This is a genomic window from Candidimonas humi (assembly GCF_019166065.1).
Classification (GTDB): Bacteria; Pseudomonadota; Gammaproteobacteria; order Burkholderiales; family Burkholderiaceae_B; genus Candidimonas; species Candidimonas humi.
Window position 1 is genome coordinate 130752 of record NZ_JAHTBN010000008.1, and the last position, 25768, is coordinate 156519.

A 25768-nucleotide genomic window follows, 5' to 3' on the forward strand; every position below is an offset into this window, starting at 1 on the left:
CTTGTTTCAGTTTCGTGCAGCGGATGTCTTGAAGTGCTTGGGCAGGCCAGCCTGCCACAGGCTGCCGTGCGTAGGTTCGCCAGCGAGCCAGCCAGCGACCTTTGCGCGCAGGGCCAGCAGTTTGCCGATATCGACGCCCGTATCGATGCCCATGGAGGCCAGCATGAAAGCCAGGTCCTCGGACGACGCGTTGCCGCTGGCGCCAGGTGCATAAGGGCAGCCGCCTATTCCGGCCAACGAGGCGTCGAAGCGCCGCACGCCCAGCAGCAGGGCCGCATGGACGTTGGCCAGCGCCAGGCCGCGCGTATCATGGAAATGGCCGCAACAGAACTTGTCGCCTGCAATACGCAAGGCCTGCTCGAACAGGCGCGCCACCGCGCCAGGGTCGGCATAGCCAACAGTGTCGGCCAGGCTGACGCGATCGGCGCCGGCGTCCAGCAAGGCCTGCATCAGGCGCAATACTTCCGATGCCTGGACTTCGCCCTGGATCGTGCAGCCGAAGGCGGTTCCCACCCCGCCCTCGATCAGGGTCTTCTTGCCCGAGACGTCCCGCGCCGCGCGGATGCGGCCGAGTTCGGCCACGACTTCATCCGGGGTTTTGCGCAGATTGGCCTGGCTGTGGGCATGGCTGGCCGAAAGCGGCAGGATCATCAAGTCCGCATTGCCGTCCAGGGCGCGTTCGGCGCCTTTCAGATTGGGGACCAGCACGGAAGCGGACAGCCCGGGCAGCGTCTTGGCATAGGCCAGGACTTCCGGCGTGTCCGCCATTTGCGGCAAGAGGCGCGCGGGCACGAACGAGCCGACTTCGATTTCCGTCTGCCCCGCTGCGACGGCATCGAGGATCCATTCACACTTCTGCGCGGTCGACAACTGGGTTCGTATGCTTTGCAAGCCATCACGCAAGCCGACTTCGCGGATTATCACCTGGCTTGGAATGTGGGTCGCTCGGGCGTTCATCGCATGTCTCTCTATCTTTCGAGAATATGGCAGAGAAGTTTAGAGTTTCCTTCTACAGTGGTAAATTGATAGTTTCTACGATATTAGTTTCCCGATCGGAAAGCCAGAATGCACGACTTCGATTTGACTTCCCTGCGGCTGTTTGTCGCCGTCTGCGATCAGCGCAGCCTGGCCCGCGCCGGCGAGCAGGCGCACCTGGGCGTTTCGGCCATCAGCAAGCGCATGACGCAGCTGGAAGAACAGTTGAACGTGCCCCTGCTACTGCGTCACCGGCGCGGGGTGGCGCCTACCCCGGCCGGGGAAATTCTTCTGGAACATGCACGCACAATGCTGTCCGGGGCGGACAGGGCCGCCCGCGACATGGCTGCGCACCAGCACGGCATCAAGGGACAGGTGCGCATGCTGGCATCCGTTTCGTCCATCACGGAATCGCTGCCCGACGACATCGCAGCCTTTCTGCAACTGCCTGAACATGCGCGCATCAGGGTGGATATCGAAGAACGCAATAGCATCGGCGTAATACGCGGCGTACGCGAGGGAGAGGCCCAACTGGGTGTGTGCTGGGATGCAGCCGACTTCGGCATGCTGCAATCGCTGCCCTATCGCGAAGACCATCTGAGTATCGCAGTGCATCCCGCTCACCCGCTGGCACGCTCGAAGCGCTGCCGTTTTGAACAGACACTCGACAGCGAACACATAGGCCTGCCCGGATCCACTGCCGTGCACACGATGCTTGCGCGTGCCGCGGCGATCACCGGCAAGCCTTTGCATTACCGGGCCGTGGTCTCGACCTTCGATGCATCGCTGCGATGCGTGCGCGCCGGTCTGGGCGTGTCCATCGTGCCGCGCGAAATCGCCGAGCCCTTCGCACGCGACGACCGTATCAAGATAGTCGCACTGAGCGATGCCTGGGCCAGGCGCCGCTTCCGGATATGCTTCCAGAACGAGGCATACCTGTCTCCCGCGGCGCGGCTGCTGGCCAGGCATCTGTCGTCAATGACATCCGCCGGCCAGCCGAAGAGCTCCTGATTCCGGCCAACCCGGGCAATCATGAGTTAGGCCCCATATATCGGCACAGCATGTTCGTAGCATGCATTGAACGGAAGCAAGATCAGTTGCTTGGCAAAGAACTTCAGGCATTCAAGCGGGTTGGCGACACCGAGCCGGCTCAGTATGTAGGCCGGGGCAGCATGGTTTCGTTATAGACCAGCGAAACGCCTGCGTCCTGCGGGATCGGAGGCATCGTGGCATTCCAGGCAAGCCAAGCCGAGCGCAACTCCTGCAGCAGCCGTGGCTCTCGCTTGGCCTGATTGGCTTTTTCCCGCTGGTCCGCCGACAGGTCGAACAAATACTCGTGACCGTCCATGCTCAGGTACTTCCAGCCCTGGTGCAGCAAGGCCCGCTGGCTGCGATGCTTCATACGCCAGTACAAGTTGCGATCCGGCCGCCATGCGGGATCTTCCAGTAACGGCTGCAAGTCAATGCCGTCCAGCGGATAAGCCGGGTCGGGCTGCACCCCTGCAACCGCCAGCATCGTTGCCACCCAGTCCATGGTAATGACCGGCGTCGTCGAAACCGATTCGGGCCGGATCATCCTTGGCCAGCGCGCCAGCAGAGGGACGCGGATCCCGCCTTCGAGCAGATCCATTTTCTGGCCTATAAACGGCCAGTTGTCGGAATAGCGCTCTCCGCCGTTGTCGCTGGTAAACACCATTAAGGTATTCTCGGCAAGCCCGCGCGCCTCGAGCGCGCGCAACAGCTCGCCTATGCCCTCGTCCATTTCGCGAACCATTTGCCGATAGGTGGCCAAAGCCCCTCCGTCCAGGTGATGGATCGCGGTGCCTATGCGGCGAGACTCCGGCCGGTCATTGCGGGTTTCCCATGGCCAGTGCGGCGCTGTGTAGTGCAGGCTGAGCAAGAACCCACGGCTGCGGTCCTGCTGCCCTATGAACTCGACGGCCTTACGACTGAGCAGATCGGTCATGTAGCCGTCGCAGTGGGTGGGGCTTTCGTTTTCCCATAAATCATGCACGCCGCGAGTGTCGGCGTGGGAAAAGTAGTCCACGCCTCCGGAGTGCAGGCCGAAGAAGTAGTCGTAGCCGCTTTTCCTGGGGCCGAAATCGGGTGGATACCCCAGATGCCATTTGCCTATCAGGGCAGTGCGGTATCCGGCACCGCGCAGCAGCGAGGCCAGAGTCGGGTGTTCGGGCGGCAAACCCAGGATCTTGTCGCCCAGCGTCTTCTTACTGAGAGGCTCTTCGGCTGCGCCTCGCAAGCGGTACTGCCATCGCCCCGTAGCCAGGGCGAATCGCGTCGGCGAACAGACCGGGGAATTGGAATAACCGCTGGTGAAAAGCATGCCTTGGCGGGCCATTTCGTCCAGGTTCGGCGTAGCGGCAATGGCGTCTCGTGCGCCGGTACAACCGAGATCGGCATAGCCTAGATCATCGGCGAGAATGAAAATGAAGTTGGTGGGCGGCATGGCTAGCTCGTGTGGCAAAAAATAGGTGGAGGATCAGCGAGGCTTTATGCCGAGCTTTTCTATGATGCGCTTGCGCGTAGCGGTGGTCGTGTCCAGCATCTGCCGATAGTCTTTGGGGCCCATGTAGGAGGCCGTCAGCCCATTGTGCTCGATCAGGTTCTGCGTGGCTGGGTCATTCACGGCCAGCTTCGCGGCGCGCGCCAGTATTTCGACGATTCCTTGCGGCGTGCCCGCCGGAACCATCAGGCCGTATGATGTGGTGATGGAGTAACCGGGGTATATCCGGGCAACAGTTGGAGCCGACGGCAGGAGCTTGAATGGCGTCCGCGAAGTAACGGCGAGGATCCGCGCCTTGCCCGCTCCCACCAGCGGTTCAATGGTGGTGGAATTGCCGATCAGCAGGTCGATGCTGCCCGATGCAAGGCCTTGTGCGCCGGCCGAAGTTCCCTTGTAGGGGACGCTCAACATTTTTATGCCGGCCAGTTCCGATAACATGACGCCGGCGATGTGATGGGTCGTACCCAGCCCCGGTATACCATATGACAATTGAGCATCGGGATGGCTTTTGGCGTAGGCGACAAGGTCCGTGAGATTGTGCACCGGCAACGATACCCTGGCGGCGATGACCAGGGGAGCTTCAGCCAGGTTGGCGACCGGCATCAGATGCGACAGCGCCTTTTGGGAACGGGCATCGGCATTGTTCGGATTGGACAGCATGCCGTCTGTGGACAGCAGCAAGGTATAGCCATCGGGCGCCGCCGCGGCGACACTACGCGCGCCTATCATGCCCGAGGCGCCGCCCTTATTTTCGACTACGATCGAGACTTTGAGATCCTTGCCCATGGCATGCCCTATCGCCCTGGCAATGGCGTCGGCCCCGCCTCCCGGAGAGAAAGGCACTACCAGAGTGATAGGCCTGGCAGGAAATGTGGGGTCTGCTGCAGTTGCGGCATTGGAAAATGCCAGGCTGCACAGAAAAAGCGGGCCGGCCAGCAGCCGAACGATAGACAGGTTCACGTTTGTTTGCTCCTCTTCGGATAGTGGGCGAGCCTGCGACACGGCGCGCTGATTTGTGCTGGGAATCATAGGCAGCGCGCGGGCTCGGGACAAATTGTGATTTTTTAAGCGCACATATCGAAAATTTATGAATCAGCCATGAACCGGCCGGAGACCTTCCTGAACAGGGTGACATTGCGGCACCTGAAATTGATCCATGCCATCGGCCAGGAGCTCAGCCTGAGCCGGGCCGCGGCGCGGCTGCATACATCGCAGCCTGCGGTGTCCCTGGCCTTGCGGGAAATGGAATCCGTGCTCGAGGCGAGGCTGTTCGATCGCAGCACACGCAAAGTGAGGCTTACCGCACTGGGCGACGTACTGTGCAAACATGCCGACAGGATACTGGGGGAAATCGAGCAAGCCGCGCTGGAATTCGAGGCCGCGCGCGATGGCTACCCCGGGCTGTTGCGCGTGGGGCTGATTCCGCAGGTGCCCGCAAGCCTGCTGACAGAAGCATTGGAATCGCTGCAGCAAGATGGGCACCGGATCCATGCATTGGTGCGCGAAGGATCGGCTCGCGGCCTGGCCGAAGAACTGGTGCGGGGCAATCTGGATTGCCTGATAAGCCACCTCGCCCTCGGGCCTTTGGCCGAAGACATCGAAAGCCGGCCCCTGTATGAAGACACGACCTGCCTGGTCGTCGAAGCGGGGCATCCACTGGCCACAAGGGCGGAACTGAATTGGGATGATGTCCGCGCACTGAGATGGATAGTGCCTACATACGATGCGCCGGTGCGCACGCGTATAGACAGGGAGTTTTTCCTTAGGGGCCGCCCCGATCTGGCCACTCTGATCGAAACCGATGCGGTCACAGTTGCCCTGGGTACCCTGCGCGGCAGCCGGACAGTGGCCGTCATGAATCGTGCGGTAGCCGAATGCTATCGACTGTCGGGATTAATTCACATACTGCCTTTGCAATTCGAAGTGGGCGTGGCACGTTTTGTGCTACTGAGCAGACGCGAAGCCGGCCCTGAAGATGCTGTAGCACTCTTGGGGCAGGCACTTCATCGACAGATCGAGAGCTGGCGGAACCTGCGGGCGCAGCCCGCCGGAGCTCGGCTGCGCCCGGAAAGAAAGAACCGTACGCCCCTGCTGTAGAGCTGGATCATGGCTCGATGCATCCGAAGCAGCCGCCGCGGCGGCTATCCAACCGGCACTTCGGGAAAAAACGAGTCCATGCTCAGGAAGGATAAAGGCTTCTTGTCTGTGCAAACAAGCGCGCAAGCCCGAAGAGCGCAGAGATGTTGGGTGCGTAAATTTCCAACCTGAGCGCTATTTCGAGAACCGCCCCCACAATGGCGTCGAGCTCGATGGGCCGGCCCGCCTCCACATCTTGCAGCATCGAGGACTTGAAGGACCCCAGCTTGGCCGTCACCACGTGGCGGTCTTCGGGAGACTGAATAATTGGGCAACCCAGGCGCTCGCCGATCACGGCGGCCTCGCGCATGGCTGCGGAACAGAAATCGCGCACCAGAGAGTCGGCCAACACCCGGTCGACCGTGGCCCCGGTGATGGCGCTGACCGGATTCATGGTGAGATTGCCCCATAGCTTGTACCAGATTTCCTGGCGGACGTTGTCGCTTAGCGTAGCGTCGAAGCCGGCCCGGGCCAGGAGCGCCTGCACGCGCGTGGCGCGCTCGCTGCGTCCGCCCGCAGGCTCGCCCACGATCAGACCCTGCCCCATGGCGTGCTCGACCAGCCCAGGCTCCGAGGTCGAGGCGCTGGCATGGACCACGCAGCCGAGCACGCGGCTCACATCGATGACGGCGGCGATGCGGCCTTGCGGGTCGACACTGGCCAAGGGCCCCGCGCTTGCTACCGGCGTGCCATCACAGAACCACCAAGGCACGCCGTTCATGGCCGGCAGCACGATCGTCTCGGGCCCCAGCAGCGGCGCGATCTGCCCCGCCACTTCGGCCATCGCAGTGGCCTTGACGGCGATGATGACCAGATCCTGCACGCCGAGTTGCGCCGCCGCGCCGCTGGCCCGCGCCGGTGCCTGCAGCAGCCGGCCGGCACTGCGCAAACGCCAGCCCCGGGTTTCCAGCGCCCGCAAAGTGGCACCTCGGGCAAGCGCACTGACCTGCGCGTGTCCGGCCAGCGCAAGCCGGGCTCCGATAAGGCCGCCGATCGCTCCGGCACCCACAATGCAAATCTTGTCGCTCATGCTCGCACCTTTCCGTAGCTCATGCCTGCGCCGTTTCGCGGGCGCAGCGCAGGTTTTCCTTGAAGCGATCGGGCACGCGTTCGTCGAAACCCAGGGCCACCCGGCGTACTTCCGGGCTGTCGGTCGGCTGATGTCCGACACCCAGGGCCCCTGCGCGCGGGGCATCGACAGCGGTTACCGTGCCGCGCACACGCCCGATTCCCGTAATCTCGCATTCCACGATCTGGCCCGGGTCCACGCTGCGCGAATGGCAAGGCGTGCCCATCAGGATCACATCCCCTGCCAGCAGCGTGATGTGGCGCGCAATATCGGCAATCACATAATGCGGGCCCCAGATAGCCTCCTCGCCGATCTGCGCCTCTTGCACCACCCGGCCGTTGACATAGGTGCGCAAGGTCTGCTCGAACAAGTTGACGCCGCGCACGATGCCCGGGCCTATGGGCAGCAGCGTATCAGCCCCCTTGACCCGCAGCATACTGCCCTGGTCGGTATCGCGGAAATCCTGCAGGCCCATGTCCAGCGCCGGGCAGAAGCCTTCGATGTAGTCCCAGGCCTCGTCTGGGGTGACGTTGCGGCAGTTGCGGCCTATTACCACGGCATATTCGCCCTCGTAGTTGAGGTACCGGCAGTCTGCGGGCTTGAGGATCTGCCCGCCATGGCCATTGAGAGAGGACGGCGGCTTGGTGAAATAAGTCGGCGTATCGGTCGGCCGGGGCTTGTTGCGCGTCTCCTGGCTGCGAGAGCTGTAGCTGATGTGTATCGCGATGATCTTGCTGGGGGTGACGGGCGGCAGGTAAGCCTGCGCCTCGTCATCGAGCAGGCGGCCGTCATCGAGCCGCAGGCGGCCGGCCTCGGGCCCCTCTTCGACCAGAGTCCCCCAGAAGGCGCTGCCGCCCAGCAACACCCGGCGGCGCTCGACGCGGGGGCCGCACAGCACGGCCGGCAAGGTTTGAAAGGGAAATTCGAAATGCATGTGCAAAGCTCCTGAAGCTTACGCCGTATCGGCCTCGGGCACGGGACCGGCCCTCATGTCTCGGCGTACGGACCTTGAATGAAATCGCGGCGGATGGCGGACCCAGCGCACGACGCCGCAGTGAATGACGGAAGACGGGGGGACGGCAGCCTATTCGGGCTCGAACCATATGTGGATATTGCCGGTGCCACGGGCGTTCTCGTATGCCGACAAAGGTTCGCCCCGGGCACGACAATTGCGCCCGCCCATCGCACCCAGCATCTGCAAATAATGCGCGCCGGACGCTTCCCACGGAAGCTTGCGGTACTCGTCCTGCCAACGGTCGAGAATCCGGTCGTGGCGCCCATCGGCCATCAAGTCAATGGCCCCCTTGTCGCTGGCGACATTCTCGGGCGAGGACACATTGCTTTCGTGGAAAATCCGCGGATGCCTGGGCTTCCAATCGATGGTGGTGAATTTATGGCTCAACGCGCCGGATGCGAGCAAGAGCACGCGCAGGCCACTGCGCCGGATAGCTTCGCCAATGTCGGCTCCGGACTTCAGGAAATGCGGCCATTCGCAGTTCTGGCAGGTACTGACGCTGACCACGGGCGTGTCGGACAACTCCAGTCGCAGGTGCTTCACCAGGTTGAGCGTGGCGTATTGACGCTCCAGGCCCGGGTGGCTGATGGCGCGATTATGGCCGCCTCGCGCTCGCGACGCGGCCTCGATGGCCAGGGCCAGTTCGGGATGACCGCGATAGTCGTAATGCACGCCATGCAAGTACCAGGGCATCTCGGCCGACACGTACGTACCTTGATAGCGTGCGCCGGCGTCGACCAGGTGGTAGCCGGTGGTGAACCAATGGCTGTCGAAAACCACGATCACATCCGGCCTGGCAGCTTCGATCTTCGAGCGCAGCCGGGCATAGCCGGCTATCAGGTCGGAATCCTCTCCCGCACCCATCGCACGGCGGAATTCCTCGCATTGCATCAAGCCCGGGTGGTGCGACACGAGGGCCGCCCCGACAATTTTTCCATTCACGTTTTGTTCCTGAAAGAATACAAAGACTGGCGACGGCCGACTCGGGGGTTTTCGGCGCTCCCGGAGGCCGTACCTGCCGGGAATGACGAACCGACATGCCTGGCTCCGGCAAGGTGTACGCCTCAGCGCTGGCTGAAGCTCGCGCGAAAAGGTTTTTTGGGTACCACTACATCCTTCACGTCGCAGAAGAACTCGAAGCTCCAGTGCCCGCCCTCGCGCCCGATGCCGCTGCGCTTGATGCCGCCGAACGGCGCCGCGAGATCGCGAATGCCGAAGCTGTTCACCCAGATAAAGCCCGTACGCACTTTTTGCGCCATGTCCGTGGCGTGGTCGGTCTGGCCGTAGCAAACCCCGCCCAGTCCATAATCCGTGCCATTGGCCAGTTCCAGGGCTTCGGCATCGGTCTTGAAGGTCTGCAGCGTCAGGACCGGGCCGAACACTTCGTTCTGCACGATCTCATCGTCCTGTTCGAGGCCGGTCAGCATGGTGGGCTGGAAGTACTGGGCGCCGAAGGAATGCCTGTCGCCACCCCACAGCAGCTTGGCGCCCCGTGCAAGTGCCCGCTGCACGAATCCCTGTACCCGCTCCATTTGGCGCGGATGGATGATGGGACCGATCTCCGTGGCCTCGTCGCGCGGATCGCCCACCACCAGCTTCTCGACATATCCGCGCATGGCATCGATGAATTTTTGCGCGATATTTTCGTGCACCAGGAAACGCGTGCCCGCCAGGCAGACCTGCCCGGCATTGCGATACATCAGCGCCCCCGTGGCGGCGGCATTGTCCACATCGGCGTCCTCGAGCACGATGAAAGGGCTCTTGCCGCCCAGCTCCAGGCTGCAAGGCACCAGATTGGCGCCCGCCGCCTGCGCAATCCATTTGGCGGTGGAAACACTGCCCGTGAAAGACACCCGGGCGATGCGCGGATCGCCAACCAGCCTGGCCCCCGCTTTTGCGCCTGTGCCTTGCACCACATTGAGGACGCCGGGAGGCAGTCCCGCTGCGTCCGCGGCATCGGCTAGCAGCGAGCAGGTCAAAGGCGCCCACTCCGGCGGCTTGAGGATGCAGGTATTTCCCGCCGCCAGCGCGGGCCCCAGCTTCCAGGTCGAAAGCATCAGCGGGGCGTTCCAGGGCGTGATGATGGCCACCACGCCGGCCGGATCGTGCCTGACGATGTGGTGCGCCTGGTCCGTCTCGATCGGCTGGTTCTGGAGATCCAGGGCGTGCTGCGCAAACCATGCGATGTTCAGCTTGGCGCGAGGCACGACGCCATGGCGCATACGCGACAGCAGGACACCCGCGTCGGTGCTTTCCAGCCGGCAAAACTCATCGGCGCGCCTGCCGATTTCATCGGCGAAACGATCCAGGTAGGGCTTGCGCTCGGCCGCAGTCAAGCCCGCCCAGGCCGGAAAGGCTGCGCCGGCGCTCTGCAGAGCTGCCTCGACGTGTTCGTCCAGGCCCTCGCTGATGCGGCCCAGAGGCCTTTGGTCTATGGGACTGAACAGCTCGAAACTCTCGCTGGAAGCGACACGCCGGCCATTGATGTAATGCTGCGGCGATACCGAAACGCCTGCAATGTCTATCCTGGATGGACTCATAGCAAAACCCCATTGTTCCCAATCACGAACCAGCCATCGGCGAGAGTAAAGGTCGAGAACCCTCGCAAGGCCTCGCGCCTATGCTTCGCCCGGCCCCGCGCACCTGCCGGAGCGCTGGCAAACAAGGCGAGTCCGGCACCTATCCGTTCTCGTCGCCGGCAAGAAGCGCCGGCGGCACACATGCCAGGCAGAAAGTTTCGCTGTTCGGGCGGGTTTCAAACAAACAATAAATTCTCGGCTATTATCAATTTTTAGTTGATAATAAGCACGCCATGTCCCTTACCCGCTTCACCCTGCGTCAGATAGAGGCCTTCGCCTGCGTCGCAGAACTGCATAGTTTCGGCGGCGCCGCCCAGCGCCTGGCATTGACTCCCCAGGCCGTGAGCCAGTTGGTGGCAGAGCTCGAAAACGTGCTTGGCTTTCGCCTGTTCGACCGCAGCACCAGGCGAGTCCTGCTGTCCAGCGCCGGGCGGGATTTCCTGCCTTCGGCCGAGACTCTCTTGCGGCATGTGCATGGCGCGGAAAGCGCGGCCGACGACGTGCGCAACCAGGCGGCGGGCGTGGTGCGTGTCGGCGCTTCCATGGTGCTGGCCAGCGCGGCGCTGCCCGCTGCAATCCGGGCCTACCAGGCCGAGCGCCCCAAGGTCGTCATCCGCATACGCGACCTGCCGGTCGAGACCCTGGTGGATGCAGTGGCGAATGGAGACGTGGACTTGGCTGTAGGCCCTGATCGCGCCGTGACCGACGGCGTCCACAGGGAGGCTCTGTTCGACAGCTTATGGGTATGCTGGTGCGCCCGCACGCACCCCTTGGCGCGCAAGCGCATGCTGCTCTGGCAAGACCTGCGCAATTTGCCCCTGGTTGCCGCCGGCCGCGATCACGAACACAGCGTGGCCCAGATGCGGGTGGGCACTCCCGAACACGAGCGCGTCACACCCATCGACATCGTCGACAATATCTCGACCGCGCTCGGCATTGCCGCACAAGGCCTGGCGGCCACGCTGGCGCCGGCGTACGTGGGCGTCATGGCCCGTGCCTACGGCCTGGTAATAAAACGCGTCCACGACCCCGAAGTCCTGCGCAGGGTCTGCCTCTACCGGTCGAAGGCGCGGGCCTTGTCGCCCGCCACGAACGGCTTTGCGGACTTTCTTGCGCCATGGATATCGGCATGGTCGAGCAAGATACAAAAGTAATGCCGATCGCAAGCCATCCGATGCTGCAGGCCATGCCCATAGTGTGGAAGAGGCGCCGTCAACGAGCGGGAGCCGATTGATCGAGGATGATGAGTGCCCCGGTCCCCGGTCGATGAAGTAGAGCCGGCGCGGCTGCAAACGAACCCGCAGACATGAAAAAAGCCCCTGATTTCTCAGGGGCTTTTTTTCATGTCTGGCGGAGACGGAGGGATTCGAACCCTCGATACGGGTATAAGCCGTATGCTCCCTTAGCAGGGGAGTACCTTCAACCTCTCGGCCACGTCTCCAAAAGAGTCAGCAATTCTAACATGGAAATCCGGCGTTTCCGGCTGGCGCTAGCGGCATGTATGCCAACGGTGCAGGCCTGGAAGCCGGGGAAACCGGGGGGCGGCGCAAGCCGCGATACAGGTGCCGACACATGCGCCACGGCATCGATGCGTACGGAGGGTTCGAATCCCTCCGTCTCCGCCCTGCGCAGCCGATCAGGCCGCGCTCTTGTCCTGGTCCAGGCCGAACGCCTTGTGCAAGGCGCGCACGGCCAGCTCCATGTATTTGTCGCTGATGACCACCGAGGTCTTGATCTCGCTGGTGCTGATCATCTGGATGTTGATGCCCTCTTCCGACAGGGTGCGGAACATGAGGCTGGCCACGCCGACGTGGCTGCGCATGCCGATGCCGACGATGGACACCTTGCAGACCTTGTCGTCGGCCACGACCTCGGCCGCGCCCACGGCCTGGGCGACGTTGTCCTTCAGCAGATCGAGCGCGCGGACGAAATCGTTGCGGTTGACGGTGAAGGAGAAGTCGGTCGTGCCGCGCACCGACTGGTTCTGCACGATCATGTCGACGTCGATGTTGGCAGCGGCCACGGGGCCCAGGATCGAATAGGCCACGCCCGGGGTGTCCGGCACGGCCAACAAGGTGATTTTGGCTTCGTCGCGGCTGAACGCTATGCCCGAAACGACTGCGGCTTCCATTTTCTGGTCTTCCTCGAAAGTGATTAACGTGCCCGAGGTCATTTCTTCCTCGAGCGGCATCATGGGGTCGGTCAGCGACGAGAGCACGCGCACGGGGACGCGATACTTGCCGGCGAACTCCACGGAGCGGATCTGCAGGACCTTGGAGCCCAGCGAGGCCATTTCCAGCATTTCCTCGAAGGACACCACGGACATGCGGCGCGCCTCGGGCACCACCCGCGGATCGGTGGTGTAGACGCCATCGACGTCGGTGTAGATCAGGCACTCGTCGGCCTGCAGGGCGGCGGCTACCGCGACGGCGGAGGTATCCGAACCGCCGCGGCCCAGCGTAGTGATGTTGCCCAGATCGTCGATGCCCTGGAAGCCCGTGACGATGACCACCCGGCCCAGGTCCAGCTCGGCGCGCAGCCGCTCGTCGTCGATGGATTCGATGCGGGCCTTGGTATAGGCGGAATCCGTGCGCACGGGCACCTGCCATCCGGTGTAGCTGCGCGCGGCCACGCCTTGGGCCAGCAGGGCCATGGCCAGCAGCGCGCTGCTGGCCTGCTCGCCGGTCGAGGCCAGCATGTCGAGCTCGCGCCCGTCGGGCTGGGGCTGGATTTCCTTGGCCAGGCCGATCAGGCGATTGGTTTCGCCGGACATGGCCGAAGGCACGACCACGACCTGGTGGCCGGCCGCATGCCACTTGGCCACGCGTCGCGCCACGTTCTGGATGCGCTCTACCGAGCCCATCGACGTGCCGCCGTATTTATGAACGATCAGGGACATCTTTCACTCTGTCTACGATATTTTGCCGGGCCTGCGCCCGCAAAAGACGAAAATGCCTGTGCCGGGCCACCGGTATGGGCGCCGATCGGACGCAACCGATAAGCGTGCACATCACGGCCCCGGCGGGCAAAGTTGACTATTTTAGCTGTTTTCGCCGGGTTCGGCGGCGGCCAGCATCACCCTGCCCCGCACACAGCGGATCCACACCTCGCCATGGCGCACGCGCATCTGCCTGTCGTGCCCCAGCGCATGCAGGCCGCGCAACTGGCGCATCCAGTCCCGCAGCCGTCCCTCGGTGGGCATGGCCAGGCCCCGGCTGGCCAGCCAGTAGCGCAGCACCATGGCCTGGCGCGGCTCGGACAGGCGGCGCCAGGCGGCCAGCGAAAAGCTGGCGCCGTCCGCCGCGGGTTCGAGGCCGGCGAGATCGTCGGCCGCCACTTCTTCCAGCACCTGTCGCGCCTCGGCGCTGAGCCGGGCGTGGCGCACGAGATTGGCGCGCCATGCAGGCCAGCGCGCGTCGAGCTCGGGCGCCAGGCGTTCGCGCACGGCGGCGCGGGTGTAGCGGTCGTCGGCATTGCTGGGGTCGTGCACGGGATGCCAGCCGCTGAGACGCCCGTACGCTTCGGCCTGCGCCAGGATTTCGGCGCGGTCGATATCCAGCCAGGGCCGCAGGTAGCAGATGCCGTCGCGCCGGAAGTACGGCGCCATGGCTGCCAGGCCTTGCGGGCCGGTGCCGCGCAGCAGGCGCAGCATCACGGTTTCGGCCTGGTCGCCGCGGTGATGGGCCAGCAAAATATGAACCACGCCGGTCTGCCGTGCCAGACTGGCGAATGCCCGGTAGCGTGCCTCGCGCGCCGCGGATTCCATGCCGTCGCCGCGCGTGACGTCGACCGCCACGCGCAGGCTGTGGCACGGCACATGCAGGCTCAGCGCCAGGTCGTGGACGTGGTCGCGCCAGCGGTCGGCCTGCGCCTGCAGGCCGTGATGGACATGGAAGAAATGCAGCGTCGTATCGTGGCGCGCCGCGTACAGGGCGGCATGCAGCGCCAGCATGGCGGAATCGGCGCCGCCGCTCAAGCCTACGGCCAGGGATCGGGGCGCAGCCGGCAAGCCGGCGATGCCGGCGGCCAGGGCCCGCAGCAACAGGGCCGAGCCCTGGAAACCCGGGACGGGCCCGGCAGCCGGACCTTCAGGCGCGGGTTTCCTGGAAGCGGCCATAGGACATCAGGCGCTGCAGGCGATGTTCGACGAGCTGTTCGTGCGACAGGCCCGAGACCTGGCGCAGGGAATCGGACAGCGCGCGGCTGAGCTGGCGCGCCATCATGACCGGGTCGCGGTGCGCGCCGCCCACGGGTTCGTTGACGATGCGGTCGATCAGGCCCAGTTCTTTGAGCCGCGGCGCGGTAATGGCCAGCGCCTCGGCGGCCACCGGCGCCTTGTCGGCGCTGCGCCACAGTATCGAGGCGCAGCCTTCGGGGGAAATGACGGCGTAGGTGGCGTATTGCAGCATCATGACCACGTCGCCCACGGCGATCGCCAGCGCGCCGCCCGAGCCGCCTTCGCCGATGATGGTGCTGATGATGGGCACGCGCAGCTCGGCCATGGCATAGAGATTGTGTCCTATGGCTTCGGACTGGCCGCGCTCTTCGGCGCCGATGCCGGGATAGGCGCCCGGGGTATCGACGAAAGTGAACACGGGCAACTGGAATTTTTCCGCCAGGCGCATCAGGCGCAGCGCCTTGCGATAGCCCTCCGGGCGCGGCATGCCGAAGTTGCGCATGGCCCGCTCTTTGGTGTCGCGCCCTTTCTGGTGCCCTATCACCATGCATGCCGTGCCGTGGAAGCGCGCCATGCCGCCGACGATGGACTGGTCGTCGGCATACATGCGGTCGCCGTGCAACTCGTGGAAATCGGTGAAGATCTCGCGCACGTAGTCGAAGGTATAGGGGCGCTGCGGATGGCGCGCCACCAGCGCGGTCTGCCAGGGCGTGAGCTTGGCATAGATGCTCTTGGCCAGCGTCTGGCTCTTTTGCTGCAGGCGCCCCACTTCCTCGGAAATGTCGACCGCGGAATCGGTCTGGACGAAACGCAGTTGCTCGATCTTGTTTTCCAGCTCGGCCAGAGGTTGTTCGAATTCGAGGAAAGTATTACGCATATATGCTGTTGTCCGGAAGATTGGGGATGCCGCGGGTCATTCCCGAATGGCGGCCGCATCGAGGCTGCGCCACAGATACCATGTCGCGACGGTGCGCCATGGCGCCCAGGCCTGCGCCACTTCGCGCGCCTCGAAGCGGGAGACCGGCTCGCCGCTGAAATAGTGTAGCGAAATTGCCTTGAGCAGGCCGGCATCGTCCAATGGCAGCACATCGGGACGCTGCAGGTTGAAAATCAGGAACATCTCGGCTGTCCAGCGTCCGATGCCGCGGATGGCGCACAGTTCGGCGACCACGGCTTCGTCGTCCATGTCGGCCCAGGCGGCCGGACGGATCTTCTTCTCGGCGAAATGCCGCGCCAGGTCGTAGATGTATTCGGTCTTGCGCTTGGAAAGGCCGGCATCGCGCAGCAACTGCGCCTCGGTCTGCAGCACGGCGGCCGGCGTGGGCCGGCGGCCGCAGTGTTCCAGCAGGCGGGCCCAGGTCGAGTCGGCGGCCTTGACCGACACCTGCTGGCCGACCACGGCGCGGGCCAGGGTAATGAAGGGCGTGGCAGTGGGCAGCAGCCATTCGGAATTCAGGCCAGGGATCAGTTTCCTGAGTATGCGGTCGCGCTTCATCAGGTGAGCCGAAGCCTCGTCCCAGAATGTCGGCTTGTCGGCGGTTACGGCAGCGGAATGTATGGTCATGCCGCGCCCCTCACGCCCTGCGCCATTGGGTCAGGCCGCCCGGCTTGTCCTCGAGCTCGATGCCGGCCTCGCGCAGTTCGGCGCGGATGCGGTCGGCCTCGGCGTAGTCGCGCCGCCCCTTGGCCGCGGCACGGGCCTCGATCAGGGCCTCGACCCGGTCGGCGTCCAGCGCCGGGCCCGCGACGGCTCCGCGCTGGTAGCGGCTGGGAGACTGCAGGTAGGCCTCCGGGTCGGCTTGCAGCAGCCCCAGGACGCCGCCCAGGCCGCGCAACAGCCCCGCGGCCTGCGCCGAACCGCTGCGATTGACTTCGGCGGCCAGCTCGAACAGCACGGACACCGCGCCGGAAGAATTGAAATCGTCGTCCATGGCCGCGCGGAAGGCCTGCGCCGAAGGATGCTGCCAGTCGATCGCCAGCGGCTCGCGGTTCGCCGGGCCGGCATTGTGCAGCGTCTGGTACAGGCGATCCAGGGCGTTCTGCGCATCGAGCAGATTATCCGGCGTGTAGTTCTGCACGCTGCGGTAGTGATTGCGCACGATGAAAAAGCGCAGCATCTCGGCCTCGCGCAGGTTCACCGGGTAGTCGGCCTGGTCGGCCGCCGGCGCGGCCCCGCCGGAGACCGTGTCGCGGATAGTGCGGAAATTGCCCAGGGATTTCGACATCTTGTCGGAATCCACCATCAGCGGCCCGCAATGCATCCATATATTGGCCAGCACCCCGCCGAAGGCGCCCTCGGTCTGGGCGATCTCGTTTTCGTGGTGGGGAAATTTCAGGTCGGGGCCGCCGCCGTGGATGTCCAGCGGCAGGCCCAGCAGCGCGCGGCTCATGGCCGAGCACTCGATGTGCCAGCCAGGCCGACCCAGGCCGTAGGGCGAGGGCCATTTGGATTCGGGAGGCTCGTCTTCCTTGGCGGACTTCCAGAGCACGAAATCCAGCGGATCGCGCTTGCCCGCCGCCACTGCCACCCGCTCGCCGGCGCGCAGGTCGTCGAGCGACTTGCCCGACAGCTTGCCGTAGCCGGGAAAGCCCCGCACCGCATAATTCACGTCGCCGTCGTCGGCCTGGTAGGCCAGGCCCTTGACGCGCAGCCGCTCGATGATGTCGAGCATGTCGGGCACGTAGCGCGTGGCGCGCGGCTCGGCGTCGGGCGGCTGCACCCCCAGCGCGCGCTCGTCGGCATGCATGGCCTCTATGTAGAACTCGGTCACCTCGTGCAGGCGGCGCCCGCTTTCGACGGCGCGGCGGATGATCTTGTCGTCGATATCGGTGATATTGCGCACGTATTCGACCTGGTAGCCGCTGGCCCGCAGCCAGCGCTGCACCACGTCGAAACTGACCAGCATGCGCGCGTGCCCCAGGTGGCAGAAATCGTAGACCGTCATGCCGCAGACATACATGCGGGCCTTTCCGGGCTCGACCGCCTTGAAGGGCTCCTTGTTGCGGGAAAGGGTGTTATAAATGTGCAGCATGCGCGCAGCCGGCCTCCGGGATGGATCGTGGCCCGGCTTCGCGGCGACGCGCCGGCCGCCAAGCCGGAAAGCCGCCCAGGCCGGAACCAAGGCTAAAATGGTGGTCGATAAGTATAGCAAGCGGCCAGAAAACAAGAATCCGGCCCGGCTGAAACAACCCCTTTGAAGATAGGTACGCAGTCCGTGTTTCTGTTCCGCTCAGTGTGCTGTTCCATGACCCTGCTGGTCGCCGGGCTTGCCGCCGTCGGGCCGGCATATGCCCAGGCCCCGGCGGCCGGGCTCCAGCCCAATGTGGACCTGAATGCCACCATGTCGGCCTCGGGCCAGGGCGCCGCGCAGGGCATGGCCCCCGGCAGCGCGCACACCGTACACCTGAACGTGCCGGCCGGCACCACCAGTTCCGACCTGTTCGGCGAATCCCACAAGCCCGACGGCGGCTGGCAGGCACTGGCCCACATACTGCAGGCGCTGACACCCAGCGTCAACACCGAGTTGCCCCTTACCCCTTCGCAAATCACCGACCGCATCAATACCATGCTGAACCAGGGCAAGGCGGCCGCGGCCCTGGACGTCATCCAGAAGCGCATCGCCCAGGAACAGGCCGAGGGCGGGCTGGGCACGGACGTGCAGCTCATGTTCCTGCACGCGCGGGCGCTGTCGGCGCTCGGCCGGCACAACGAAGCCATCGAGCTGTACCGCCACATGACGGTGCAGTACCCCGAACTCCCCGAACCGTGGAACAACCTGGCCGCCGAATACCTGCGCCAGGGCAAGCTGGAAATGGCCCGCGACGCGCTGCAGATGGCGCTCACCGCCGATCCCGGCTACACCACGGCCACCGCCAACCTGGGCCAGGTACAGCTCATGCTCGCGCAGCAGTCCTTCGACCGGGCGGCCAGGCAAGGCGACGGCGCGGCGCGCGCCAGGGCCCGGGAAACCCAGGCCGTAATACAGAAATAACCTCTTCCACCGGCCGGGCGCGCCCGGCCTCAACAATCCGAGCCAGCATCATCATGCGTTTCTTCCGCTATCTGCGCCGTCTTCTGGAATTTCCGGCGCGGCATGCCTTCCTGGCCTGCACGGCCGCTCTCGCTCTGGCTACGGCCGGCGCCGCACAGGCGGCCCCTTCAACCACCCACCAAGGAAAACCCGCAATGAGCACATCCCCCAAAGTCAAGCTGCATACCAATATGGGCGATATCGTCATCGCGCTGGACGCCGAAAAAGCGCCCAAGACGGTCGAAAACTTCCTCTCCTATGTCAATGAAGGGTTCTACGACGGCACGATCTTCCACCGCGTCATCAACAACTTCATGATCCAGGGCGGCGGCTTCGAGCCCGGCATGAAGCAAAAACCCACCCACGCGCCGATCGACAACGAGGCCAACAACGGGCTGAAAAACGACCGTTACACGGTTGCCATGGCGCGCACCGCCGACCCGCACTCCGCCACCGCGCAATTCTTCATCAACGTGGCCGACAACGACTTCCTGAACTTCACCTCGCCCACCCCCAACGGCTGGGGCTATGCCGTATTCGGCAAAGTGGTCGAAGGCACCGATGTGGTCGACCGCATCAAGGCCGTCAAGACCGGCAACAAGGGCTTTCACCAAGACGTGCCCGTCGAGGACGTGGTGATCGAGAAAGCCAGCGTCGTCGAATAAGCGTCCTCGTACACGACTTGGACAAAATCCGGATACCGGGCCGCATCTGGCTGGCCTCGGACATCCACCTGGGGCCGGACGTGCCGGCCACCTGCGCGGCCTTCCTGGAATTCCTCGACCGGGCGCGCGGCCAGGCCGACGCGCTGCTGCTGTGCGGCGATATCTTCGATGCCTGGATCGGCGACGATCTGGCGGTACTGGAACCCGCCGACTGGCTCGCCCCCGTCCTGCAGCGCCTGCGCGAACTGGGGCGGCACATGCCGCTGTGGCTGGGACGCGGCAATCGCGATTTCCTGATGGGCCGCATCCTGGCCGAACACCTGGGCGCGCGCCTGCTGCCCGATGTAGTGTGCCTGGCCGCCGACTGCGGCGAACTGCTGCTGTCGCACGGCGACGAATACTGCATCGAAGACCGCGCCTACCAGCGTTTCCGGCGCATCGTGCGCAACCCCACGGTGCAGCGCCTGTTCCTGGGCCTGGGCCGCGGCACACGCCGCACCATCGCGCGCTGGGCCAGGGCCCGCAGCATGTCGGCCAACCGCAGCAAGAGCAGCCGCATCATGGACGTCAGCCCGCAAGCCGTGGCGCAGGCCTACAGGCGCAGCGGCGTGGATCTCATGGTGCACGGCCACACGCACCGCCCGGCCGTGCATCGCCTGGAAGTCGACGCGCGCCCCCGGACCCGCATCGTGCTGCCCGACTGGGATTGCGACCATGCCGAGCCGCCGCGCGGCGGCTGGCTGGTCATCGACCGCGACGGACCCAGTTTGTACGGCCTGTCGGGCGAACCCATGGCCGCCTGAGCGCCGCTGCCTTACGCAGTTCGGGATTCCAAAGAGGACCGGGCGCCAATCGGTATCAGCCGCCCAGGGCCAGCCAGCCCCACACCACCAGCCCCAGGGCGATGCGATACCAGGCGAACACCCTGTAGGTGTGCCCTGCCACGAAGCGCAGCACGGCCCGCACCACCACCAGCGCGCTGGCGAAGGCGGCGACGAAGCCTATGGCGATGGCCGTGGCCTCTTCGCCCGTCAGGGCCGCGCCGTGGCGGTACAGGTCGTAGGCGCTGGCCGCCAGCATGGTGGGCATCGCCAGGTAAAACGAAAACTCGGTGGCCGTCGAGCGCTGGATGCCGGCCAGCATGCCGCCGATGATCGTGGACCCCGAACGCGAAGTGCCCGGCACCATGGCCAGGCATTGCGCGCAGCCCACGGCCAGCGCCTGCTTCCAGGTGATGGACTCCAGCGTGCGGGCCGTGGCGTGGGCGTCCGCAGCGCTCTCGTCGGCCACACCCGCACGCTTGGAAAAATGCGGCTTGCGTTCAACCCAGAGCATGATCAGGCCGCCCAGGATCAGCGTCACCACGAATACGCCGGGGTGATGGAACAGCGCCTTGATGTACTTGATCGCCAGCGCGCCCACGACGGCCGCGGGCAGGAAGGCGACGATCAGGTTGCGGGTGAACGCCAGCTCGCTGCGCACGCCGCTGAAAGTGCCGCCGATGAGCCGCGCCAGGCGTGCGCGAAACACCCACATTACCGCCAGGATCGAGCCCAGCTGGATCACCACCTCGAAGACCTTGGAGGCTCCGGAGGAAAAACCGATCCAGTCGCCCACCAGCAGCAGGTGGGCGGTGCTGGACACGGGAATGAACTCGGTAAAGCCTTCGATCAAGCCCAGGAACAGGGCTTTCAGCAGGTACAGGGTGTGTTCGCTCATGCGGGTCTGGATCCTCGTGTGGAGCTGGAAAAACGGTGCGTGTCGAAGAGGCAGCTCGGAGAGCCGGTTCGTGTTGCGGGAAACGGCCTCAGCCGGAGCCTGTCGCCGCCTCTTCCTCGCCGGGCGAGCGCCAGTGGCGCTCTACCAGCACGCTGGCAATGCGCCGGCCGTCCAGGCGCTGCACCTCGAAACGGATATCGGCATAGGGACGTTCCAGCACGCAGCTGTCGCCGGGCTTGGGCAGGTGGCCGAAGCGCTCGAGCAGGTAGCCGGCCAGGGTCGAATATCCCTCTTCGTCGTCGATCAGGCCGTCGACGTCCAGCACTTGTTCCAGATGATGCAGGTCCGCCGCACCGTCGACGCGCCAACGGTCCGGGCCTTCCGGCGCTATATCGGGCACCTCGTCCTCGTCCGGAAATTCGCCGGCAATCGCCTCGAACACGTCGATAGGCGTGACCAGGCCCAGTATCTCGCCGAATTCATCGGCCACCAGCACCAGTTGGCCGCGCGAGCGCTTGAGCGTTTCCATCAGGCTCAGCACCCCTACGGACTCGAGCACGACGACGGGTTCGCGCAACTGCGCCATGCGAATATGGCCGTGCGTGATCAGGTCGGCGATCATTTCCTTGGCGCGGCCTATGCCCACCACCTCGTCGAGCGAACCGCGGCACACCGGGAAGAAGCTGTGCGGCGTCTTGGCGATCTGCTGGCGCTGGACCAGCGGATCATCATCCAGGTCTATCCACGACACCTCGGTGCGCGGCGTCATGATGGAATGGATGGAACGCTCGGCCAGGGTCAGCACGCCGCTGACCATATTGCGCTCTTCGGCATTGAATGCCTGCATGGGCACTTCGGGCTCGGCCGCCCGCAGTTCCGGGGCCTCGAGCGGGCGCTTGCCCAGCATGCGCAGCACGCCCTCGGCGGTGCGCTCGCGCAGCGGCCGCCCGGCCTCCCGGCGGCGCAGGTTGCGGCGCGCCAACTGGTTCAGGGCCTCGATCATCACCGAGAAGCCGATGGCGGCATAGATATAGCCCTTGGGCACCGGGAAGCCGAAACCCTCGGCCAGCAGCGAAAAGCCGATGGTCAGCAGGAAGCCCAGGCACAACACCACCACCGTCGGATGCCGATTGACGAAACGCGCCAGGGGCTTGGAGGCCACCAGCATGATGCCCATGGCGATGACGACCGCCAGCATCATGATGGCCAGGTGATCCACCATGCCCACGGCGGTGACGACGGCGTCTATGGAGAAGACCGCGTCCAGCACCACGATCTGGGTGACGATGACCCAGAAGCCCGCATGCATGCGCTCGCCGGAGGCATGCGCCGTGGTGCCCTCGATGCGTTCGTGCAGCTCTACCGTGCCCTTGAACAGCAGGAAAAAGCCGCCCAGTATCAGTATCAGGTCGCGTCCCGAAAACGACAGCGGCCCCAGGTCGAACAGCGGCGTGGTCAGCCTGATCAGCCACGACATCACCGACAACAGCACCAGCCGCATGAGCAGCGCCAGCAGCAGGCCGGTCACCCGCGCGCGATCGCGCAGCGCCGGCGGCAGCTTGTCCACCAGTATGGCGATGAACAGCAGGTTGTCTATGCCGAGAACGATTTCCAGCACGACCAGGGTCAGCAGGCCGACCCAGGAGGCAGGACTGAAGATCCATTCCATCAACAGACCTCGCGGTTGATGCGCCGCCTTGTCATCGGGCCGCCGGCCGCCGCAAACCTGCCGCGCAGGCGCGGCCGCGAACTTGTGCCATGGCCGGCCTCAGCCCTGCAGGTACGCCAGCATCTGGGGAAAGATCTTGGGCGTGGCGGCAAGCACATTGCCGCTCTGCATCCAGCCTTGCTCGCCCTCGAAATCGCCCAGCAGGCCGCCGGCCTCGAGAACCAGCAGGCTGCCGGCCGCCATGTCCCAGGGCTTGAGGCGGGCGCCGCAGAACCCGTCCAGGCGCCCGCAGGCCACATAGGCGAGGTCGAGCACGGTGGACCCGATGCGGCGTGCACTGGCGCATTCGGACAGCAGCTTGCCGTAGCGCGAGGCGGGCACTGCGGGCCCGGCCGAACCCGGCACGTGCGTCCCCACCAGCGCGTCGTAATAGCGGGTCTGCCCCGACACGCGCACCCGGCGGTCGTTGAGGAACGCCCCGCCGCCGCGGCTGGCGGTGAAGAGCTCGTTGCGCGCGGGGTCGTAGATGACTGCCTGGGTGATCTGGCCGCGATGGGACAGCGCGATGGACACCGCGTAGATGGGGAAGCCGTGAATGAAGTTGGTAGTGCCGTCCAGGGGATCGATGATCCACTGGAATTCGGGGCGGTCGCCCGCGCCGGGCGCCGGGGTATCGCCGGACTCTTCGGCGAGGAAACTATGCTCCGGGTAGGCGGTGCGCAGCACCTCTATGATCGCCTCTTCGGCGGCCTGGTCCACTTCCGTGACATAATCCTTGGGCCCCTTGCGCGCCACTTGCAGGCGCTCCAGGTCGAGGCTGGCACGGTTTATGATCGTGCCGGCACGGCGCGCCGCCTTGATGGCGGTATTGAGCATCGGGTGCATAAAATTCCGTAATTGACTATAAAACGCAGGCGCTGCAGGGCGTCTTGCGGCCCGGCATCATGCCGCAGCCGCAGGCCCGCGCCCGCCTGGACTTGGTATTTTAAATGACTCAGCCATTTTCCCGCGTACGCTTCGTCATGGTGCAGCCCAGCCATCCCGGAAACGTCGGTTCGGCGGCCCGCGCGATCAAGACCATGGGCTTCCACGAACTTTGCCTGGTGGCCCCGCGGCTGCCCGACATGCCGGCGCAGCCCGAGGCGCAAGCGCTGGCCAGCGGCGCCGCCGACGTGCTGGCCCGGGCCCAGGTCGTATCCAGCCTGTCCGAGGCCCTGGCGCCCGTCACCCTGGCATTCGCCCTGACCGCGCGGCCGCGGCTCATAGGTCCGCCGGCCTGCGATATCCGCGTGGCGGCCGGCCTGGCGCAGGAACACCTGGGCGCGCATCCGCAAGGCGTGGTGGCCATCGTGCTCGGCACCGAAAGATCGGGCCTGACCAACGAGGACATCGCGCTGTGCCAGCGCATCTGCCATATTCCCGCCAACCCCGAATACAGCTCGCTGAACGTGGCGCAGGCCTTGCAGCTCGCCGCCTGGGAACTGCGCTATGCGCTGGCCGTCGGCGCCGAGCTGCCCTTGCTGCCCAATACCGAAGGCCATCCGCAAGCAGGCGACGAGCCGGCTTCCAATGAAAAAGTCCAGGCCTTCCTGACGCACTGGGAACAAGCGCTGGAAGATGTGGGTTTCCTGGATCCGCGCCACCCCAAGAAGCTGGTGCCGCGCATGCGCCACCTGTTCTCGCGCAACGAGCTCAGCAACGACGAAGTCGACATGCTGCGCGGCCTGTGCACGGCCATGATCAAGACCGCAAGGCACGGGGCCGGAAACACGGCCAAGGAATAGAAAGAAGGAATAGCTGCTGCTCGAGGACCGGACGGCGGGCGGCCGCAATGGACCGCCGCTGCCTATGCCCGCGCCTCAGGCCGCGGCGATGTCGAGCCCGGTCAGGCGCCGCAGCTCTTCGATGCCCACGCCGGCCATGTCGTCCAGCAGCACCACGCGCCCGCCGCCCAACTGGAACACCGCCAGGTCGGTATAGACGCGCGACACGCAGGCCACGCCGGTCAGCGGATACGTGCACTTTTCCACCAGCTTGCTCTGCCCTTCGCGGGTAAGCAGTTCCATGAGCACGTACACGGACTTGGCGCCGATGGCCAGGTCCATCGCCCCGCCCACGGCCGGAATGGCGTCGGGCGCGCCCGTGTGCCAATTGGCCAGGTCGCCGTTGACCGACACCTGGAAGGCGCCCAGCACGCAGACATCGAGATGGCCGCCGCGCATCATGGCGAAGGAATCGGCATGATGGAAGAAGGCGCCGCCCGGCAGCAGCGTCACGGGCTGCTTGCCGGCATTGATGAGATCGGGATCTTCTTCGCCCGGAGCCGGCGCCGGCCCCATGCCGATGACGCCGTTCTCGCTATGCAGCATGATTTCCCGGTCGGCGGGCAGATAATTGGCGACCTTGGTCGGCAGCCCTATGCCCAGGTTCACGACGCTGCCCTCGGGGATGTCGCGGGCGACGCGCGCCGCCATTTGCTCACGATTCAGACGGTTCATAGCGGCCCCCTTATATAGTCACGACACGTTGCACGAACAGGCCCGGGGTCACGATGGCCTCGGGGTCGAGCCCGCCCAGTTCGACGACCTCGCCGACCTGGACCACGGCCACCTTAGAAGCGGTGGCCATGATGGGCCCGAAGTTGCGCGCGGTCTTGCGGTACACCAGGTTGCCCCAGCGGTCGGCTCGCAAGGCCTTGATGAAGGCGTAGTCGGCGTGCAATGGGTATTCGAGCACATAGTCGCGGCCGTTGATGCGGCGGGTTTCCTTGCCCTCGGCCAGCGGCGTGCCGAAGCTGGTGGGCGTATAGAAGGCGCCGATGCCGGCCCCCGCGGCGCGGATGCGCTCGGCCAGGTTGCCTTGCGGCACCAGTTCGAGCTCGATCTTGCCGGCCCGGTACAGGCCGTCGAACACTTGCGAGTCGACCTGGCGCGGAAACGAGCAGATGATCTTGCGCACGCGGCCGGCCGCCAGCAGCGCCGCCAGTCCGGTTTCGCCGTTGCCGGCATTGTTGTTGACGATGACCAGGTCTTTGGCGCCCTGCTCGAGCAGGCCGTCGATCAATTCCAGAGGCTGGCCGGCCATGCCGAAGCCGCCGACCATGATGGTTGCGCCGTCGGGGATATCGGCAAGCGCATCTTTGACGCTGGGAAACAGTTTGGAAATCATGCTGCCTCGATTCGTGCAGGCGTTGCCCCGCTAAAAGTTGAACA

General features: G+C 65.0%; 24 protein-coding genes and 1 tRNA gene. 7 read left to right on the top strand and 18 right to left on the bottom strand.

The features are described from left to right. Nucleotides 1–6 precede the first annotated feature (6 nt). Nucleotides 7–957 (bottom strand): hydroxymethylglutaryl-CoA lyase, encoded by a 951-nt coding sequence (locus tag KVP10_RS16755; RefSeq protein WP_217965769.1) that lies wholly within the window; start codon nt 955–957, stop codon nt 7–9. 108 nt (nt 958–1065) lie between these two features. Here KVP10_RS16755 and KVP10_RS16760 point away from each other — a divergent pair, with 108 nt between their 5' ends. After that, on the top strand, nt 1066–1986 hold the full coding sequence (locus tag KVP10_RS16760; protein WP_217965770.1) for a LysR family transcriptional regulator: 921 nt from the start codon (nt 1066–1068) through the stop codon (nt 1984–1986). A 139-nt stretch (nt 1987–2125) separates the two neighbouring features. Here the strand turns inward: KVP10_RS16760 and KVP10_RS16765 are convergent, their stop codons facing one another. Together KVP10_RS16765 and KVP10_RS16770 are read right to left on the bottom strand one after the other, a co-directional pair. Next, complete coding sequence (locus KVP10_RS16765) at nt 2126–3439, bottom strand: sulfatase-like hydrolase/transferase (protein ID WP_217965771.1); 1314 nt, start codon at nt 3437–3439, stop codon at nt 2126–2128. Between the two features lie 33 nt (nt 3440–3472). Next, nucleotides 3473–4456, bottom strand: coding sequence for a Bug family tripartite tricarboxylate transporter substrate binding protein (locus KVP10_RS16770; RefSeq protein WP_217965772.1), 984 nt, complete (start codon nt 4454–4456; stop codon nt 3473–3475). Between the two features lie 138 nt (nt 4457–4594). Here KVP10_RS16770 and KVP10_RS16775 point away from each other — a divergent pair, with 138 nt between their 5' ends. Next, complete coding sequence (locus KVP10_RS16775) at nt 4595–5593, top strand: LysR family transcriptional regulator (protein WP_217965774.1); 999 nt, start codon at nt 4595–4597, stop codon at nt 5591–5593. An 82-nt stretch (nt 5594–5675) separates the two neighbouring features. Here KVP10_RS16775 and KVP10_RS16780 read toward each other — a convergent pair whose 3' ends face one another. The 4 genes from KVP10_RS16780 to KVP10_RS16795 form a co-directional block, all read right to left on the bottom strand. Continuing rightward, entirely contained in the window at nt 5676–6662 is a 987-nt protein-coding gene (locus KVP10_RS16780) for a 2-dehydropantoate 2-reductase (RefSeq protein WP_217965775.1), read from the bottom strand. Nucleotides 6663–6681: 19 nt separating this feature from the next. Further along, nucleotides 6682–7635 (bottom strand): fumarylacetoacetate hydrolase family protein, encoded by a 954-nt coding sequence (locus KVP10_RS16785; protein WP_217965776.1) that lies wholly within the window; start codon nt 7633–7635, stop codon nt 6682–6684. A gap of 150 nt (nt 7636–7785) precedes the next feature. Beyond that, nucleotides 7786–8658, bottom strand: a complete 873-nt coding sequence (locus tag KVP10_RS16790; protein WP_343218759.1) for a DODA-type extradiol aromatic ring-opening family dioxygenase — start codon at nt 8656–8658, stop codon at nt 7786–7788. A 122-nt stretch (nt 8659–8780) separates the two neighbouring features. Then, entirely contained in the window at nt 8781–10256 is a 1476-nt protein-coding gene (locus tag KVP10_RS16795; RefSeq protein ID WP_217965777.1) for an aldehyde dehydrogenase family protein, read from the bottom strand. A gap of 272 nt (nt 10257–10528) precedes the next feature. Here KVP10_RS16795 and KVP10_RS16800 point away from each other — a divergent pair, with 272 nt between their 5' ends. Then, entirely contained in the window at nt 10529–11449 is a 921-nt protein-coding gene (locus KVP10_RS16800) for a LysR family transcriptional regulator (protein WP_217965778.1), read from the top strand. A gap of 194 nt (nt 11450–11643) precedes the next feature. On the opposite strand, the gene KVP10_RS16805 is transcribed toward KVP10_RS16800, so the two are convergent. From KVP10_RS16805 to cysS, 6 genes are all read right to left on the bottom strand, one after another. Beyond that, nucleotides 11644–11736 (bottom strand) — tRNA-Ser (locus KVP10_RS16805). A 195-nt stretch (nt 11737–11931) separates the two neighbouring features. Continuing rightward, nucleotides 11932–13194 carry an aspartate kinase gene (locus tag KVP10_RS16810; RefSeq protein ID WP_217965779.1) on the bottom strand — a complete coding sequence of 421 codons (1263 nt, stop codon included), beginning with the start codon at nt 13192–13194 and terminating at the stop codon, nt 11932–11934. Nucleotides 13195–13335: 141 nt separating this feature from the next. Further along, the gene (gene tilS, locus KVP10_RS16815) at nt 13336–14325 is read right to left on the bottom strand and encodes a tRNA lysidine(34) synthetase TilS (RefSeq protein WP_246600779.1); all 990 of its coding nucleotides are present in this window, start codon (nt 14323–14325) and stop codon (nt 13336–13338) included. 58 nt (nt 14326–14383) lie between these two features. Then, on the bottom strand, nt 14384–15349 hold the full coding sequence (locus KVP10_RS16820; protein WP_217965781.1) for an acetyl-CoA carboxylase carboxyltransferase subunit alpha: 966 nt from the start codon (nt 15347–15349) through the stop codon (nt 14384–14386). Nucleotides 15350–15385: 36 nt separating this feature from the next. After that, complete coding sequence (locus KVP10_RS16825) at nt 15386–16030, bottom strand: DNA-3-methyladenine glycosylase family protein (protein WP_376810977.1); 645 nt, start codon at nt 16028–16030, stop codon at nt 15386–15388. 16 nt (nt 16031–16046) lie between these two features. Beyond that, nucleotides 16047–17504, bottom strand: a complete 1458-nt coding sequence (gene cysS / locus KVP10_RS16830) for a cysteine--tRNA ligase (protein WP_217965785.1) — start codon at nt 17502–17504, stop codon at nt 16047–16049. A 162-nt stretch (nt 17505–17666) separates the two neighbouring features. Here cysS and KVP10_RS16835 point away from each other — a divergent pair, with 162 nt between their 5' ends. Genes KVP10_RS16835 through KVP10_RS16845 form a run of 3 tightly spaced genes read left to right on the top strand, consistent with a single transcriptional unit; the run spans nt 17667 to nt 19971 of the window. Continuing rightward, nucleotides 17667–18464: a tetratricopeptide repeat protein gene (locus tag KVP10_RS16835; protein WP_246600769.1), complete on the top strand. Its 798-nt coding sequence runs from the start codon at nt 17667–17669 to the stop codon at nt 18462–18464. 53 nt (nt 18465–18517) lie between these two features. Then, nucleotides 18518–19168, top strand: a complete 651-nt coding sequence (locus KVP10_RS16840) for a peptidylprolyl isomerase (protein WP_217965786.1) — start codon at nt 18518–18520, stop codon at nt 19166–19168. A gap of 17 nt (nt 19169–19185) precedes the next feature. Next, nucleotides 19186–19971 (top strand): UDP-2,3-diacylglucosamine diphosphatase, encoded by a 786-nt coding sequence (locus KVP10_RS16845; protein WP_217965787.1) that lies wholly within the window; start codon nt 19186–19188, stop codon nt 19969–19971. 55 nt (nt 19972–20026) lie between these two features. Here the strand turns inward: KVP10_RS16845 and KVP10_RS16850 are convergent, their stop codons facing one another. From KVP10_RS16850 to KVP10_RS16860, 3 genes are all read right to left on the bottom strand, one after another. After that, a complete protein-coding gene (locus KVP10_RS16850) occupies nt 20027–20887 on the bottom strand; it encodes an undecaprenyl-diphosphate phosphatase (protein WP_217965788.1) in 861 nt (286 codons plus the stop codon). Between the two features lie 88 nt (nt 20888–20975). Further along, the gene (locus tag KVP10_RS16855) at nt 20976–22556 is read right to left on the bottom strand and encodes a TerC family protein (protein WP_217965789.1); all 1581 of its coding nucleotides are present in this window, start codon (nt 22554–22556) and stop codon (nt 20976–20978) included. A 99-nt stretch (nt 22557–22655) separates the two neighbouring features. Continuing rightward, a complete protein-coding gene (locus KVP10_RS16860) occupies nt 22656–23441 on the bottom strand; it encodes an inositol monophosphatase family protein (RefSeq protein WP_217965790.1) in 786 nt (261 codons plus the stop codon). 104 nt (nt 23442–23545) lie between these two features. Here KVP10_RS16860 and KVP10_RS16865 point away from each other — a divergent pair, with 104 nt between their 5' ends. Then, nucleotides 23546–24340, top strand: coding sequence for an RNA methyltransferase (locus tag KVP10_RS16865; protein WP_217965791.1), 795 nt, complete (start codon nt 23546–23548; stop codon nt 24338–24340). 75 nt (nt 24341–24415) lie between these two features. Here the strand turns inward: KVP10_RS16865 and KVP10_RS16870 are convergent, their stop codons facing one another. Both KVP10_RS16870 and KVP10_RS16875 read right to left on the bottom strand, forming a co-directional pair. Further along, the gene (locus tag KVP10_RS16870; protein ID WP_217965793.1) at nt 24416–25054 is read right to left on the bottom strand and encodes a 3-oxoacid CoA-transferase subunit B; all 639 of its coding nucleotides are present in this window, start codon (nt 25052–25054) and stop codon (nt 24416–24418) included. Between the two features lie 10 nt (nt 25055–25064). Continuing rightward, nucleotides 25065–25724, bottom strand: coding sequence for a 3-oxoacid CoA-transferase subunit A (locus tag KVP10_RS16875; protein WP_217965794.1), 660 nt, complete (start codon nt 25722–25724; stop codon nt 25065–25067). Nucleotides 25725–25768: the final 44 nt, after the last annotated feature.